15 protein-coding genes are annotated in these 14,556 nt (G+C 37.9%); 9 read left to right on the top strand and 6 right to left on the bottom strand.

Annotated features, from left to right (window positions below):
• Positions 1-136: 136 nt before the first annotated feature.
• Together WAM07_RS02020 and WAM07_RS02015 are read right to left on the bottom strand one after the other, a co-directional pair.
• Complete coding sequence (locus tag WAM07_RS02020) at positions 137-508, bottom strand: flavoprotein (protein WP_422164336.1); 372 nt, start codon at positions 506-508, stop codon at positions 137-139.
• Positions 509-801: 293 nt separating this feature from the next.
• Positions 802-1,449 (bottom strand): LPXTG cell wall anchor domain-containing protein, encoded by a 648-nt coding sequence (locus tag WAM07_RS02015; RefSeq protein ID WP_422164335.1) that lies wholly within the window; start codon positions 1,447-1,449, stop codon positions 802-804.
• Positions 1,450-1,625: 176 nt separating this feature from the next.
• Between WAM07_RS02015 and WAM07_RS02010 the strand changes: the two genes are divergently transcribed.
• A complete protein-coding gene (locus tag WAM07_RS02010) occupies positions 1,626-2,705 on the top strand; it encodes an NAD(P)H-dependent flavin oxidoreductase (RefSeq protein WP_422164340.1) in 1,080 nt (359 codons plus the stop codon).
• A gap of 144 nt (positions 2,706-2,849) precedes the next feature.
• Here the strand turns inward: WAM07_RS02010 and WAM07_RS02005 are convergent, their stop codons facing one another.
• Both WAM07_RS02005 and WAM07_RS02000 read right to left on the bottom strand, forming a co-directional pair.
• Complete coding sequence (locus WAM07_RS02005) at positions 2,850-3,764, bottom strand: DMT family transporter (protein ID WP_422164333.1); 915 nt, start codon at positions 3,762-3,764, stop codon at positions 2,850-2,852.
• A 438-nt stretch (positions 3,765-4,202) separates the two neighbouring features.
• The gene (locus tag WAM07_RS02000) at positions 4,203-4,925 is read right to left on the bottom strand and encodes a 3-ketoacyl-ACP reductase (protein ID WP_422164331.1); all 723 of its coding nucleotides are present in this window, start codon (positions 4,923-4,925) and stop codon (positions 4,203-4,205) included.
• 393 nt (positions 4,926-5,318) lie between these two features.
• On the opposite strand from WAM07_RS02000, the gene WAM07_RS01995 reads away from it, so the two are divergent.
• Positions 5,319-5,603, top strand: a complete 285-nt coding sequence (locus WAM07_RS01995) for a hypothetical protein (protein WP_422164329.1) — start codon at positions 5,319-5,321, stop codon at positions 5,601-5,603.
• Between the two features lie 78 nt (positions 5,604-5,681).
• On the opposite strand, the gene WAM07_RS01990 is transcribed toward WAM07_RS01995, so the two are convergent.
• Positions 5,682-5,870, bottom strand: coding sequence for a YjzC family protein (locus WAM07_RS01990; RefSeq protein WP_422164327.1), 189 nt, complete (start codon positions 5,868-5,870; stop codon positions 5,682-5,684).
• Positions 5,871-6,234: 364 nt separating this feature from the next.
• Here WAM07_RS01990 and WAM07_RS01985 point away from each other — a divergent pair, with 364 nt between their 5' ends.
• The 7 genes from WAM07_RS01985 (at position 6,235) to nhaC (ending at position 13,829) form a co-directional block, all read left to right on the top strand.
• A complete protein-coding gene (locus tag WAM07_RS01985) occupies positions 6,235-6,933 on the top strand; it encodes a DUF2294 domain-containing protein (RefSeq protein ID WP_422164325.1) in 699 nt (232 codons plus the stop codon).
• 213 nt (positions 6,934-7,146) lie between these two features.
• Positions 7,147-7,854: a FadR/GntR family transcriptional regulator gene (locus tag WAM07_RS01980; protein WP_422164324.1), complete on the top strand. Its 708-nt coding sequence runs from the start codon at positions 7,147-7,149 to the stop codon at positions 7,852-7,854.
• 614 nt (positions 7,855-8,468) lie between these two features.
• Positions 8,469-9,032, top strand: coding sequence for a GNAT family N-acetyltransferase (locus tag WAM07_RS01975; protein ID WP_422164322.1), 564 nt, complete (start codon positions 8,469-8,471; stop codon positions 9,030-9,032).
• 44 nt (positions 9,033-9,076) lie between these two features.
• A complete protein-coding gene (locus tag WAM07_RS01970) occupies positions 9,077-10,432 on the top strand; it encodes an NAD(P)/FAD-dependent oxidoreductase (protein WP_422164320.1) in 1,356 nt (451 codons plus the stop codon).
• A gap of 235 nt (positions 10,433-10,667) precedes the next feature.
• A complete protein-coding gene (locus WAM07_RS01965; RefSeq protein WP_422164318.1) occupies positions 10,668-11,597 on the top strand; it encodes a DUF6612 family protein in 930 nt (309 codons plus the stop codon).
• Between the two features lie 84 nt (positions 11,598-11,681).
• Positions 11,682-12,359 carry a class D sortase gene (locus WAM07_RS01960; protein ID WP_422164316.1) on the top strand — a complete coding sequence of 226 codons (678 nt, stop codon included), beginning with the start codon at positions 11,682-11,684 and terminating at the stop codon, positions 12,357-12,359.
• A gap of 69 nt (positions 12,360-12,428) precedes the next feature.
• Positions 12,429-13,829 (top strand): Na+/H+ antiporter NhaC, encoded by a 1,401-nt coding sequence (nhaC, locus tag WAM07_RS01955; protein ID WP_422164338.1) that lies wholly within the window; start codon positions 12,429-12,431, stop codon positions 13,827-13,829.
• A gap of 492 nt (positions 13,830-14,321) precedes the next feature.
• Here nhaC and WAM07_RS01950 read toward each other — a convergent pair.
• Positions 14,322-14,556: cytochrome P450 (locus tag WAM07_RS01950; protein ID WP_422164314.1), on the bottom strand; the 235-nt coding region annotated here is incomplete at its 5' end.

Below are 14,556 nucleotides of genomic sequence, written 5' to 3'. Positions count from 1 at the left end.
GCGTATTATAATAGTATGCCTGGGCAGGATAAAATTTCATTATAAACCTGTTCGATCCATTGACGGAAGTAAGTTTGAACAATATGAAAAGAACCTGGAAGGTCTTATATGTTATCCTTCATGTTTTTCCTTGGTATTAAAGCTTCCATTCATGGCTTGCAGAATCCAATACAAATGCTTGGAAAAATAGATTGGAGGTTTCAACTAATTTCCCATCTATTGTAAGTGTAGCGCGTATAATGGCCATCCGCTCGTTTGACTTCAAACGAATAATAGATTGGGGTGTCAGGATCCATTCCATTTCTTGATCTTTAAAGTACTCAAAGGTTTGAGTCCAGCCTTCTACTGAATCTTCATAACCGTAGTCTTCAGCTTTACCTTGACGGATTTCTCGAGCGATTAAATCTTCAGAGATAACAGCTCTCATATAGTCAGAATTTAACTGCTTCCAATTGTGAAGATATTCATTCAGAAACGAGTAGAAATCAGTTTCATCTTGTGTATCCAAAGAAAAATCACTCTCCCTTTTTATAGTCACAATTATTTAAACATTCATTGGATGAATTTTCAAACCAACAAGTAAACGGAAAAATCTAAAGGAAATTGGAATTTGCTTCTTTTTATTAATCTTCCTTGGATTGATCTCTAACTAAAGATTCGTTATCTTTAAGACTCATTTTCAAAATATTATTCGGAGAAAGGTGTCCAAGGACATAGAGGTGAAACTTATCTAAAAAAAAAGAGCAGGCCTAATGCCTGCTCAAAATCCAACTTTCACTGGGATGAATGACTTATGTTAGTTTAAGTAAGTTGTTTTTTTAGAATAAGGAAAAGTCCTGCGCCAGCAGATACGATCATACCTACCAACATCATTAGCGGATTATTAGAGGAGGTGTCAGGTAATTCGCCACCCTCTTCTCCTTGCTCTGCGGAAGCTTCTTCATCCGATTCAGAAGAGGTATCTTCATTTGAACTATTTGATTCTGAACCATCTTCTTTATCAGCTACGAAGGAATCCCACTCACTCTGAGATACTTCACAAGGTAAGTTATCATTGTCTCTGTCCAGGTCATGAGGGTCATTATTTTCGTCATAACCATTTTCATACCAGAAAGACATGACTTCTTCATGATTTTCGAAACTGTCACAATCTTTATCGTTGCTTACTGCAGACTCGGAAGATTCGCTCGTTTCTTCTGAGTTTGATTCTTGCTCTTCAGAAGGTTCCCAGTCTTCAGTCAGGTTTTCACAAGGTTGTCCATCTGAATCATTGTCTAAACGGTCAGGATCGTTTTCAGCAGAAAAGTTATTGTCATTCCAATACTGCATTACCTCGTCACCGCTCGAGAAATCTCCACAGTCTTTATCTTCATCAGCGCTGACAGCTGAGGCGCCGCCTGCTACCATCCCAAGGGAGAGTAGCCCAATAGCAAACATTTTCTTTAGCATCAAATTCCTCCTATAATTAGTAATACATCCCAATGTCATAAATCTAGTAAAACATGGAAATGAGTCTATTTACAAGTGAAATTTGTAATTTTAAATAAATATTTTGAATATTTCGTCATTTTTCGTTAAGGTCAATGTATTAGTTAATTTTCATTTGAAAGGAGAATTGACGATTGATGTGGTATAAAAATGAAGTGATCAAGACTCTGAATTGTGACTATCCGATAATTCAGGCAGGCATGGCAGGTGGAATAACTACTCCTGAATTAGTTGCAGCTGTGTCAGAAGAGGGAGGGATGGGAACGCTTGGAGCAGGTTACTTGGACCCGGATGAATTAACGGAAAAGATTAAGGCTGTCCAGCAGACAACAATGAAAACATTTGGAGTAAATATGTTCATTCCAAAAACTCCTCGTTATTGTTCAAATCAAATTACTCGATCCCGTCAGCTTCTGCAACCTTATGATCAAGAGTTACATGTTAAACCCAGGAATATAAAAGAAAGCACAGAATCTAATTTTGAAGAACAAATAAATACAATTTTAAAATTACAAGTTCCTGTCTGCAGTTTCACTTTTGGTGTACCTGACAAAGCATTGGTAAATGAATTACATAAGTATGGAGTGAAGGTAATAGGAACAGCAACTACGGTAGAAGAAGCTGTGATTAATGAGCAAGCTGGAGTTGACATTGTCACTGCTCAGGGAAGTGAAGCTGGTGGTCACCGAGGTACTTTTCACGGTTCATATGAGCAAGGCATGATAGGGACGATGTCTTTAGTCCCTCAAATCGTTGACGAAGTAGGTCTTCCTGTTCTAGCAGCTGGAGGAATTATGGATGGAAGAGGGATAGCCGCCTCTTTAATGCTGGGGGCCCAGGGGGTACAAATGGGCACAGCTTTTGTTACAAGTTTGGAAAGCGGGGCAAAAGAGCAGCATAAACAAGCCATTTTACAGGCAAAAGAATGCGATACTACTATAACTTCAGTATTTAGTGGTAAGCCTGCCAGAGGTATAGAAAATGATTTTATTAAACAAATGACGCCTTATCAAAATGAATTGCCAGATTACCCTATACAAAATGAACTGACTAAGAACCTAAGAAAAGAAGCGGCTGAAAGGAATAAGCCGGAATGGATGTCTCTGTGGTCAGGGCAAAGTCCACGCTTGAGCGGTAATAAGCACGTTTCTGAGATCATAAAGGAATTAGTAGATGGAGTGGAGATGCTTTATAGCAGTAGAGACCATAAATCATAGTTTCGTTGCGATTAAATAAAGTTCATTCATATATTTGCACTCGATTTTCAACAAATCCACCTCCTTCGCTTGCTTAAACTACATTCTGAATATCCGATCTGTAAACGAGACAGGGTATTCAGGCGGAAGGGGGAGGCTGTACTATTACAAGTTAGAAGCGTTTGACATATGGCTTTTGCGCTGTAAAGACTTCGAAGAATCCTGAACGATAATGACGGAAGCTATTACAAGAACAATCCCAGAGTATTGCCACCCATCAAGTTGTTCATTGAAGATTAAATACCCTGTCAGAGATGCTACTACAGGTTCTACAGTAGCAATTATGGAAGCGCGGCTGGACTCGACATTTTCCAAACCTTTGGTATAGAGAAGGAAGGGAAGCATTGTTGAAACAAAGCCGAGTCCTATAACAATAAGTAAAGTAATATCGTTAAATAGTTGGGGTATCTCCCAAATCTGACTAAATGGTACGGCTGCAAGAGAAGCAAATAAAAAAGTGTAAACGGTAACGGTCAACGAGTTATATTTTGCGAGAGCGTACTTACCTAAAATACTATAGAGAGCATAGAATAGTCCTGCTCCTAAGCCAAGGAGAAGTCCATATAAAGATATGGAACCTTCTACCTTTGGAAACAATCCGATTACAAGCGTACAACCTGTGAAAGTCATACATAAGGCTGCTATCTTTCTGAGCGTAAATGATTCATTCAAGAGGAATTTTGAGAAAATAGTAACAAAAATAGGTGCTGTGTAGAGAAGGACAAAAGCAATTGAGATGGAGGTCTCTTCCATAGCACTAAATAGACACCAATTAAATAATACAATACTTAAAATGCCTGTACCCATAAAATAACGACTGTCTAAAGGTTTTATCTTTAGATAACGCAGGTCTTTTGCGAGTGTATATATTAGAAGGAATAAAAAAGCAGTGGATACCCTTATGGCTACAACTTGAAAAGGAGTAAAACCCATTTTATAGAGGTAGGTTACAAAGATACCGATGACACCCCACAAAGCAGCAGCGATGAAAATTAAGATTAAAGCTAATTGACGGTTCATGATATCCCTCACTCTTCTTAAGTTTTCTGTCTATTATACAAAAAAAGGAAGAGTGAGAGAAACATGATTTAAGGATAATTTAACGAACGAGCTACTCGAGCCTGTAATGGACCGTTTGACTTCATTTTTATAAGAAATTCCCGTGAGATGAATAGACTCAGCCTGGGCAGTAGGATACCTATTTGCTCTGAGACAAAACTACACCTGGAGCCATAAGTGAATAGGAAAGTTCATTTACTTATAATAAGAAAGTAATGTTTGTCCTCGTTGAATTCCGTTGAATTTAAAGGGTTTTTAAGCCTGCATGGATAAAAGAAAAATAAATGTTGCCGCTCCTAAACTATAAATAAATGCAAATATTATTAAAGCCTTCCACTTTATTAAGCGGAAGGCTTTCTCTATATTGAAGTTTCAATGGACTCTTTGAAAATAATAGAGTTAAAAAGGGTTAGTAGCCCACTGCAGTGATGTTTTAATGAAAATACGAGGGTGTAGTTTGAGTTGAGCAACCATATATTCTGCAAGATCTTCAGGCTGCATATATTTCTCTTTATCCTGCTCACTCAATTCGTCCCCAAAAGAAAGCTCAGTAGCTACTAGGCTTGGGTTAAGTGTAAATACACGAATGTTATTTCTCCTGACTTCCTGCATAAGAGCTTCTGTCATTCCTTGTAAAGCAAATTTAGAAGCGCTGTATGCTGTGGATCCCGCTGTTCCTTTAAGTCCACTGCTTGAAGAAATATTTATGATATCCCCCTGGTCCTTCTCAATCATCTGAGGTAAGACTGTTCGAGTTACATGATAGGTTCCAAATAAGTTGACCTCGAGGGTGTGCTTCCATTCTTCTGGTTCAATTTCAAGAAACGACCCATAGGTTCCAATTCCTGCGTTATTAATAAGAATATCCGCATCCCCGAGGGAAGATTGTAAGCTAGACACAGCTTGTTCTACTTGCTTTATATCCGCAATATCAACGGCAGCTATACTTGCCTTTACTCCGTAACCTTCAGCCTCCTTAGCTACGTCTAATAACTTACTTTCCGTACGCGCCATAAGTCCAACGTTTACTCCTTCACGTGCGAGTTGAATAGCAGTAGCGCGGCCGATTCCTTGTCCGGCACCGGTAATGTAAGCAATTTTTCCTTCAATAGATTGGCCCATATATACTCATCCTTTCTAATTATCTTTCCATTTAAGTCTACGTCTATATAAAAGAAGATTCAAAGATATGTAATCATAGAAAGATTACATATCTTTATAATTTACAATATTAATATTATGTAAATTATATCGCAGGAAGTATAATTTATGATTACCTTCCTCTTTTTAACCAGTTAAATCCTTTACAAACTGCCCAATACATGATAATTTTAGTTATGGTTAAAAGGGATTGCACTTTTATCTGCATACATTTAAATTTAAAGTGATATTATACAACTATTAAATTGTTGGTGGGAATAAGCTAGACTATTAGAGCTAGACATAAGCCAAAAAAGAACTTTGAGATAAGTTCTTTTTTGGCTTTTTTTAATGGGAAAAAATGGAGGTTTTTAAATGAAGCACTTGAATAATTCTCTGCAACAACAATCATTTCATGTTTTAACGTGCATTCATTTAGTTAAAAAAAGTAAGGAAGCTTACGAGCATGCAAAAGAAATAGTGGAATCTGGATCTCCAATTTCAGAGGATATATGTAAAGCCTGTGCTGCAATTTGTAGAGATTCTGCTAAGAAGCTTAATGCTGCTAAGGACGGTTCAATGGATAAAATGATTGAATTATGTCTGGTTAATGCCACTTTATGTGAAGAAATGATTAGTATGGTTAAGAGTGATAAGTAGAAAACGACCTCAACTGTGTTTTGGCAGGAAAAGAGCCCCCGTAAGTTCCTTATTGGAATGGGGGCTCTCCTAATTTTACTATTTAACTTTCTTCCAGTAAGCTCCTTCTTTACTGGAGCGAAGAGGAGGAAATGTTTCTCCGCTTTCAAGTTTTACTTGTTTCTCATCTTCTGTAGGATTACTTTGTTTACGACCGTCCGTAAGTCCATCAAATTCGTATATTCCATTTTCTGGTACGTTTTCGCCTGTCTTGTAACGATCTGCCATGTAAAACATCTCCTTTAAAAATGATTTAATATATGGTTCACCTATCTATTTCCAAATATTCCATTTTATAAACATTTTATTTTTATAATTTTATATTCTTATATAATATAAGCTATTTAAAATAGGGGCGGAACGCCAGACCCTATCAGCCAGGAAAACGATTTGAAATAATGAGATGTTTTTATATTTTAGGGGATTTATTGGGGGTGAAATGGCTTCTAAATCACTGCTAGTTAAGAGCTTGGTAATTTTCTTAAAGCAATACTTGGGAGAAAGTTTATTATACAAAAAAAGTTGGGTAATATCATATTGTGGCATTTAGCAGCATGATTTTCTGGCTATAATTAATTATTAGAAATAAGGAATGAGAGTATTGGAAAAAAAGTCTTTAAATTCAGAAATAGCAGGTTATATAGGAAAGCTGCTTCGAGATAACTTTGGCAAAGGACCCACATCTGTATATATATCTATTAAAAAACCATTCGTTTCGATTTACCTCAAAGATTTCTTAGCACCCATCGAACGATTACTGGTAGGGCAGAAAAATTATCAGAAAGTCGAAGAAACCCGTGATTTAATGTTTGAAGAGCTAATCCCGGAGATGAAGGCAACTTTAAGAGTTTCAGCGGATCTACATATAAAGAACTTTTATTATGATTGGTCTTTAGAAAATAAAACTGGCGTCTTGCTTGGAGTTATGGACAATAGTAAAAGAAGCGAGGATCATTTTTATCCTGAATTTCCTAATAAGGAAATGTTGGAAGAAGAAATGATTAAGGTCAGTGAAATAGCTCAAAAAGCTCCGGATCACCTTAACTCCATGTACTTAAATAATCGAACTCTGGTTATGGAACGTAAAGGAATTTTGACAGAGCTTGAAAAAGAGTTAATTCGAGAAGGTAATAAAGAACAATTATTGTTAAGTAAAAGAAAGCTTGAAAAAAGATTGCTGGATATTAAGGTGTTTGAGTCCATATTAGGTGTGAATATCAAAGACGTCTTTGTGGATTGGGATTTTTATTTGGATATCAGTTATCTGATATTTATTGTTAAACCAAAATGATAATAGTTATCTTTTATTATGGTAGTACAGATCAATCGTCCACAACTGCGTGGGCGTTTTTTAGTTGAAAAAATATTTTAAATAGCAGGAAATGTGAAAAATGTTGCGTTTCCAATTAGCGACTTTCTTAAGACGTTTATCGCTCTGCTTTCCCTGTCATCCAAATTACAGTAAAATGGAATAGAATTGTGATAGGAAGCTGGAGGAACTAATGTGGATTATAAACCTATAAGATCAAAGAAAATATACGAGCAAGTAGCGGATTCATTGTTGGAATCATTGAAGAATGGGGAATTGAATCCTGGAGATAAGCTGGACAGTGTAGAGCATTTGGCTAGGAGTTTTAGTGTCGGACGCTCTGCGGTAAGGGAAGCTTTAAGTGCACTTCGGGCCATGGGGATCTTAGAAATGCGCCAGGGAGAGGGCACGTACATTAAATCTTTTGAAGCTTCACGCTTTTCATTGCCAACTTCAGCGGCTTTTCTAATGAGAACAGAAGATATGAAGGAACTATTGGAGGTTCGACAAATTCTTGAAGTCGGAGCTGCAGGATCAGCTGCACTGCACCATAAAACTGAAGACTTAAAACCAATGGAGGAAGCTCTGTTTACGATGGCGGAAGCTAACGGAAATGGAGAACTTGGAGAACAAGCAGATCTTGACTTTCATATGGCCCTGGTAAAGGCTACCCATAATGAAATGTTGATTCAATTAATGCATAGCGTTTCCGAAATCATGGTGCAGGCTATGCGAGAAACCCGTAAACTTCTGCACTCGAAAGAAAGAACTGAAAAGCTATTGCAAGAGCATCGTCGCATCTTCCAAGCCATTAAAGAACGTTCAGAACTCCAAGCACGTGAAGAAATGATGATACATTTAAGAAATGTAGAGAAATCAGTTTCTCATATCCTAAGGAAATAAGTATAGTATGTTTTCAACTTATGACAATCATCAGACACATTTGGAATGAACACGATGGCCGAAATAACCTTACAACAAAGTTCATTCAGAAGCCAACCAGTTTCTTCTTGCGTTAGTTTCAGAAAACAGCGCAGATATTGAATTGAACTTAATCATAGACGTTCAAGCTCCAGTTAAAAAGTAGCGTATAGCGTAGTATAAGATCTCTAAAGCGGTGTGGTATATCCGCACCGCTTTTTTGCTGAACTATTGCAAAAAGTGGAAAAATCATATTTCATAGAGATAAGATTTTTTTACATTTTGGATCGGTTATACTTCTGTGTTGATGTCAAAGGTAAGTTCCCAATCTTGAAAGAACCAGTTGAACTCGAGGTAATGCGTCCTCTAGGGAAACAGGAAGGTGAATCATCCCCCCCACTAACCCCTACTTATTCTATTGGAGCAGTTCCGGAATACTTCTAAACTAAGTCTACAACCATACGTTCGTGTAGGGAATCAATCTACTTAAGAAAAATTAACTACAACGATTAACAAATAGACTATGAATTAATAAACCTTATAAGATAGGAGAGTGTGCGTGTTGTTTTTAATTAAATGGTAAGGGGAGATAAGGGATGAATCCGATATTAAAAGATGTTCGTAAAGAAATTGAAACAGAAAGATTAGTCTTAAAAATGCCAGTCCCGGGCGACGGTGCTGTAGTCAATAAGGCAATACAAGATTCACGAGAACAACTACGGCCGTGGCTTGGCTTTGTCCAGGAAGTTCCAACTCCCGAGGATACAGAAGTAAACACTCGCGAAGCTCATGCTAAGTTTCTTACACGGGAAAATCTTAGATATCTTATTTTCTTACGAGAAACTGGAGAGTTTGTAGGATCTACAGGTTTTCATAATATCAATTGGGAAATTCCTAAGCTTGAAATAGGATATTGGATCGATACTTCAAAAAGTGGAAAGGGTTACATGAGAGAAGCCGTCGCAGCATTGACTGAATATGCATTCAAGGAATTAGAATGTGTGAGAGTAGAGATCCGTTGTGAATCTGGAAATCTTAAAAGCCGTTCGATTCCAGAAAGACTGGGGTATGATTTAGAAGGAATTCTACGAAATGAGGATTTATCGGTAGATGGGCAAAGACTCACTGATACATATATTTATGCCAAGGTAGCCCAGTAATATTCACCGCTGTGCATTAATCGGATGGGGGAGAGTTAGTTTAAATGGAAGATATTATCATCATAGGGGCAGGGGTAAGCAGTATATTTTTTGCTAACAAACTGGTTCAGGAGAATAATAACTTGTCAATACGAATTATAGATAAAGGAAAACCGCTCAGGGAAAGAAATTGTGGATTGGACAAAGGTTTATCCTGCACTTGTGGTGAAGATTGCAGTAAATACATAGGATATGCAGGTCTTGGTAAATCAGAAGGGAAATTCAATTATACAAATGATTTCGGAGGGGATTTGGGTAGTAGGATAGGGGGAGAAAAGACCCTTAAGTTAATGAAAGAAGTAGACCGCACCCTTCAAAGGTATGGTGCAGATAGTATAGAACGTTACAGCACAAAAAATAAGTTACTTGCAGCTAAAGCTGAAAAAAATGGATTAGAAGTATTATCCGCAGAAGTGAGACATTTAGGAACTAAAGTAGCTGTGGACGTTTTCCAAGAACTCTACGAGACACTGAAAAAACATATTCACTTTACATTTGAAACAAATATTATATCGATTCACCCAAAAGCTCATAGCTTCTTCATCGAAACAGACAAAGGGAATTTTTGTAGTAAACAAGTAATTATAGGAACAGGAAAAAGCGGAGGTAAGTGGCTAAAGAAGCAAATGCATGAGCTTGGTCTCAAAACTGGTGAAACCAGACTGGATATGGGTTTAAGGATAGAGATGAGAGAAGACCAGCTGGACTCCATTTTAAAGGAAACATTTGAGACGAAGCTAAGATGTCGAGGAGAAGGATATGAAGCCACAACGTACTGTATGAATCCCCGCGGTCGTGTTATTCGTAAGTTTCAGAACGGACTAGTAATGCCTGATGGACAAAATAAAAATGAAGAAAAGACCGAAAGCGGCAATTTAAATTTCACTCTATTTGTCCCCCGCTATTTCTCATCTTATGACAAGGCTATGCAGACAGCCCAACGTATAATAGGAGGGATTAATCAAGATAATGGACGAATTATTATCCAACGATTAGGTGATTTTTATGCTAATCGTCCTTCTTCCGAGCTTTCACCTAACTTAATCAGACCCAGCCTTGAAGCAGAGCCGGGGAATTTAGTAGATGAAATACCTGATTTATATCTCCGGGCAGTACTGGAGTTTATGGGAAAACTGGAGAACCTTATTGAAAAACCAATCCATCCGGATACTTTGGTTTATGGAATAGATGCTAAATTCTATGAACCACAAATAAATACTACTCAAGATTTCGAAACTGAAATTAAAGGGTTATTTTTAATTGGCGATTGTTCAGGTGTCACGCACTCTTTATCCCAAGCGGCTGCCAGTGGGCTTTACGTAGCAGATAGGATACTACAAAAGAATGACGGCCATAGTTAATCATCTAACATAACTAGGTTAAGCTGGTGGTTTATCTAGTAATTTAGACTGGTTATTCATTTTACGATCTGAGAATTTTAATAAAAAATGTTTTATTATGGAAATGATGGGTAAAGAGTAGTGGGTACGAAATGATAGGGAGAAAGGTCTGGACTGCATCATCTTTGGATTAGTACATACATAAGTCAGGAAATACCCTGTGATGGATTGCCTAATACAATTTAGGAGTGTTTGGATGTTTAAGAAGTTAGCCAGTTTGACCGCAGTTTTATTAGTAGTGATGTTACCACTTCAGGTCGCAGCCGAGGAGATGAGTGCAGAGGAACTATTAAATAAATCTAATGAGGCCATGATGGAACTGGATAGTTACACGGTACGATCCATAACGGAGCAGAAAATGCCAATGCAGGGCACGGAACAGGTTATTTCTACAGAATCCGAGGCTGACATAACATTGGATCCCTTTGCTATGCATCAGATGGTTACAACCTCATTACCTGAAAGTAAAAAACAACTGGAACTTGAATCATACTGGACAGAAGAAGGTTTCTATCAGCAGAATCCTGAAGGGGATTGGGTTAAATTTGAAGATAATTTTCCAATGAGTCAATCCGACATTCAAGAAATGATGACGGCTCAATCCCAGGTTTCCCAGGCTTCAGAATTTGCTAAGGAAATGAACGTTGAGGAGACAGAAGGATCCTACGTAGTAAGTTACGAAGGTGACGGAGAAAAACTTCTGAAAGCTTCTCAACAACTTTTTCAAAGCAGTATGGATGACAAAGAGATGGCGAAGATGATGGAAGAAATGATGAAACAAATGACTATCAACAATATTTCTTATCAGATAACAATTGATAAAGAAACACATTATATGACTGGAATGATGATGAAGCTTGACATGGATATGGAAATGGAAAATGTGTCAACTAATATGGTACAAACTTTTGATATGTCTATCGATAATTTCAATGGAGTTGGAACCATTACCATTCCAGGGCAAGTGGTGGACAACGCTAAATCATTTGAAGAAACCATTCCTGAAGGCGGTGAACTTCCGGATACTTCAAGTAATGACCCTGGATTGGCTTTAGCTGGAGCCTCACTTGCAATGATTGCTGGTGGAATTTTTGTTTACAGAAGACAAAGAGCAAGTCGTGCCTAGTGTATGAGAGAGAAAAGCCGCATGTGTACATGCGGCTTTTCTTCCTTTATTATGGTATGAAAAGGAAATAATAGAGGTGAGTTCGTGAATAAGGTTTTAGTAGTAATTATGCTTTTCGGAGTCTTAATGGCTGGATTTTATGGATACCAATGGTGGGACGGAACCAAGGCAGCTGAAAAAGTTCCTATGGAAGAAACTGAGGGTTGGAGCAAACCTGATAATGAACCAGTAAGTACAGAAGCCGGTAAACTCTCCTCTCAAATAAATGATGTAGAAACACAGAAAACTCAAGAAAGTAAGTTCACTGAGCATGTCACTATGAGTGAAGAAATTAGCAAATACGAAAAAGGAGAAAATGTGGGAAGAGTAGTTATTCCTAGTATCGAAATGGGGTATGAGACATTTTGGGGAGCTGATCCAGAAGTCTTAAGACAAGGAGTAGGTATGTACGTAAGTGAATGGACAACGACTCCTGAGGAAAAAAGACATACGGTACTTAGTGGCCATCGAGAGACCGTATTTACTGAATTAGGAGACGTAAAGAAAGGCGACTCTATTTTTGTAGAATATGATGGGAAAAGGTATGAGTATAAGGTTGAAAAAATGTGGGTGACTGATGCTGATGACCGAAGCGTCATTGTGGAAAAAGACGAAGCTACTTTGACTCTATCCACTTGCTATCCGCTGGACTTTATAGGAGATGCACCAGACAGATATATCATTCAGTCAAAATTGATAAACGTAAATGATATGGACAAGTAAGCTGTTCAAAGATGGAAACTTAATTTACTATTCACAATAAGGAGGGATTTTTTGAGTGAAAGAAAAAGTATGCCTATATATATGGCTGCATTGCCCTTGTTCATCATGATTGTAGCAATGGGATTTACAATTATTAAATATGAAGGAGCTCCTCATATTCCTTTATTATTAGGAGCTTTTTCAGCATCCATTGTAGCTTTATTTTATGGATATACCTGGAATGAAATAGAAAATAGTTTCTACTCTGGTATACATAAGGCCTTGCCTGCGATTGTTATATTGATTTTAGTTGGTTTAATTATTGGCTCATGGATAGGAGGCGGAATCGTAGGGAGTTTAATTTTTTATGGGCTCAAGCTTATTTCACCTGGTTATTTTCTTATTTCCATTATGCTTCTTTGTACTGTAGTTGCTTTGTCAATTGGCAGCTCCTGGTCCACCATGGCTACGATTGGTGTAGCTGGAATGGGAATTGGAATTAGCATGGGCATTTCTGAACCGATGATTGCGGGGGCTATTATCTCCGGGGCGTATATGGGGGATAAAATGTCTCCTCTTTCAGATACCACAAATCTCGCTTCAGGGATAGCAGATGTGCCTTTATTCGAACATATTAAACATTTGCTTTATACTACACTTCCAGCCTACGTGTTAGCTGCAGTTATTTTTGGGATAGTAGGGCGGAGGTTTTCGGCAACAGGATATGAAAGCGGACAAATATCGTCAATTATGGATAATTTACAGTCTCAATTTTTAATTTCTCCATGGCTCTTGTTAGTTCCAGTATCTGTAATTGTATTGGTGCTGTTAAAGATCCCTGCATTGCCTGCTCTTAGTGTAGGTGTTGTTCTGGGGTTTTTATGTCAGGTTCTAATTCAGGGAGATACAGTAGGAACTGCGGTGTTATCACTATATGATGGATACAAACTGAATACTGAAAATGACTTGATGAATAATTTATTGAACCAGGGTGGACTTAGCAGTATGATGTACACCATTTCCCTGACTGTTGTAGCTATGATTTTCGGAGGCGTTATTGAAGGAACGGGAATGATGAAGAAGATGATGGAAGGAATCATCAAATTAGTACGCTCTACACGCGCATTAGTTCCCGCCACTATTTTAACTTCTATTAGTACGAACATAACGATGGCTGAACAATATATTTCTATTATAGTTCCAGCCCGTATGTACGCAGATACTTATAACGAGAAAAATCTCCATAGAAAGAACTTATCACGTGCAGTAGAGGATGGAGGTACTGTTACAAGCGTACTGGTTCCGTGGAACACTGGAGGTATATTTGTAGCCGGAACTCTCGGGGTAGAAACCCTTTCCTATCTTCCTTATGCTTTTTTTAATTTAGCAACTCCGGTGATATCTATTTTACTGGCCTTGACTGGGTTTAGCATAGTTAAAGCTGGACTGGAAGAAAAGAGTTCTTCAGAGAAGAATAGAAATATCGGGTAGAAACACCTGAATCGTCTTGAAGGAAAGATGCAGAAAGACATATGAGGAATTAATGCTCCATGTACACGAGGTTTATTCATAAGGCTTTATTAAGCTTCAGTGATGATTTTAAGGTTAAGCTCCCGATAATGTAAGACTCAGTTTCAAGATAATTGGGTGTGTTACGTTAGATGGATAAGGGTGGATGAAAAAATAACTCCCTCCCCTGTGGTTCTGCACCACGGAGATAGATTGACGCTGTTACAGGACGTGGCGACTTTAGTCGATCCTTCTTTGACCAGGAGCCTCCTTAGACGTTATCACGCGTAATATGGCCTCTTATGAAAAATCAACTATAATCTTTAACAGAGCCATTCATAAAGAGATCTTCCAATGATAATAGATAGCCGCATTATCAAGAAAAGTAGCATGTCGTTAAATTGCATGCTATAACACTTATAATGATTAAAAACCACTGCTTATTAGTAGAGCAGTGGTTTCTTTAGTTATTCCTTATTTTAAATCAACTGGAAGATGGGAAAGACCACGCAGTAGAAATACCGGCTTCCATTCAGGCTTATTTAATGTACGATTTAATTCGATATTTGGAAAAGCGCTCAACAGCTCTTCAATAGCGACTTTTCCTTCGAGACGCGCCAGTGGAGCACCAAGACAAAAGTGGATTCCGAACCCAAATGCTACATGGGCATTTTTGTTTCTCGTCACATCAAATTGATCGGCATGGTTG

It is taken from the genome of Halobacillus sp. (assembly GCF_049282395.1).
Taxonomy (GTDB): Bacteria; Bacillota; Bacilli; order Bacillales; family Halobacillaceae; genus Halobacillus.
The sequence above is the reverse complement of the archived record's forward strand: the minus strand, read 5'-3'. Positions and strand labels throughout refer to the sequence as shown.

Coding starts and splice junctions, on each gene's coding strand:
- nhaC (WP_422164338.1), top strand. CDS start 12,429: ATGCCTATATATATGGCTGCATTGCCCTTGTTCATCATGATTGTAGCA.
- WAM07_RS01965 (WP_422164318.1), top strand. CDS start 10,668: ATGTTTAAGAAGTTAGCCAGTTTGACCGCAGTTTTATTAGTAGTGATG.
- WAM07_RS01985 (WP_422164325.1), top strand. CDS start 6,235: ATGAGAGTATTGGAAAAAAAGTCTTTAAATTCAGAAATAGCAGGTTAT.
- WAM07_RS02015 (WP_422164335.1), bottom strand. CDS start 1,449: ATGCTAAAGAAAATGTTTGCTATTGGGCTACTCTCCCTTGGGATGGTA.
- WAM07_RS01990 (WP_422164327.1), bottom strand. CDS start 5,870: ATGGCAGATCGTTACAAGACAGGCGAAAACGTACCAGAAAATGGAATA.
- WAM07_RS01970 (WP_422164320.1), top strand. CDS start 9,077: ATGGAAGATATTATCATCATAGGGGCAGGGGTAAGCAGTATATTTTTT.
- WAM07_RS01975 (WP_422164322.1), top strand. CDS start 8,469: ATGAATCCGATATTAAAAGATGTTCGTAAAGAAATTGAAACAGAAAGA.
- WAM07_RS01995 (WP_422164329.1), top strand. CDS start 5,319: ATGAAGCACTTGAATAATTCTCTGCAACAACAATCATTTCATGTTTTA.
- WAM07_RS02005 (WP_422164333.1), bottom strand. CDS start 3,764: ATGAACCGTCAATTAGCTTTAATCTTAATTTTCATCGCTGCTGCTTTG.
- WAM07_RS02000 (WP_422164331.1), bottom strand. CDS start 4,925: ATGGGCCAATCTATTGAAGGAAAAATTGCTTACATTACCGGTGCCGGA.
- WAM07_RS02010 (WP_422164340.1), top strand. CDS start 1,626: ATGTGGTATAAAAATGAAGTGATCAAGACTCTGAATTGTGACTATCCG.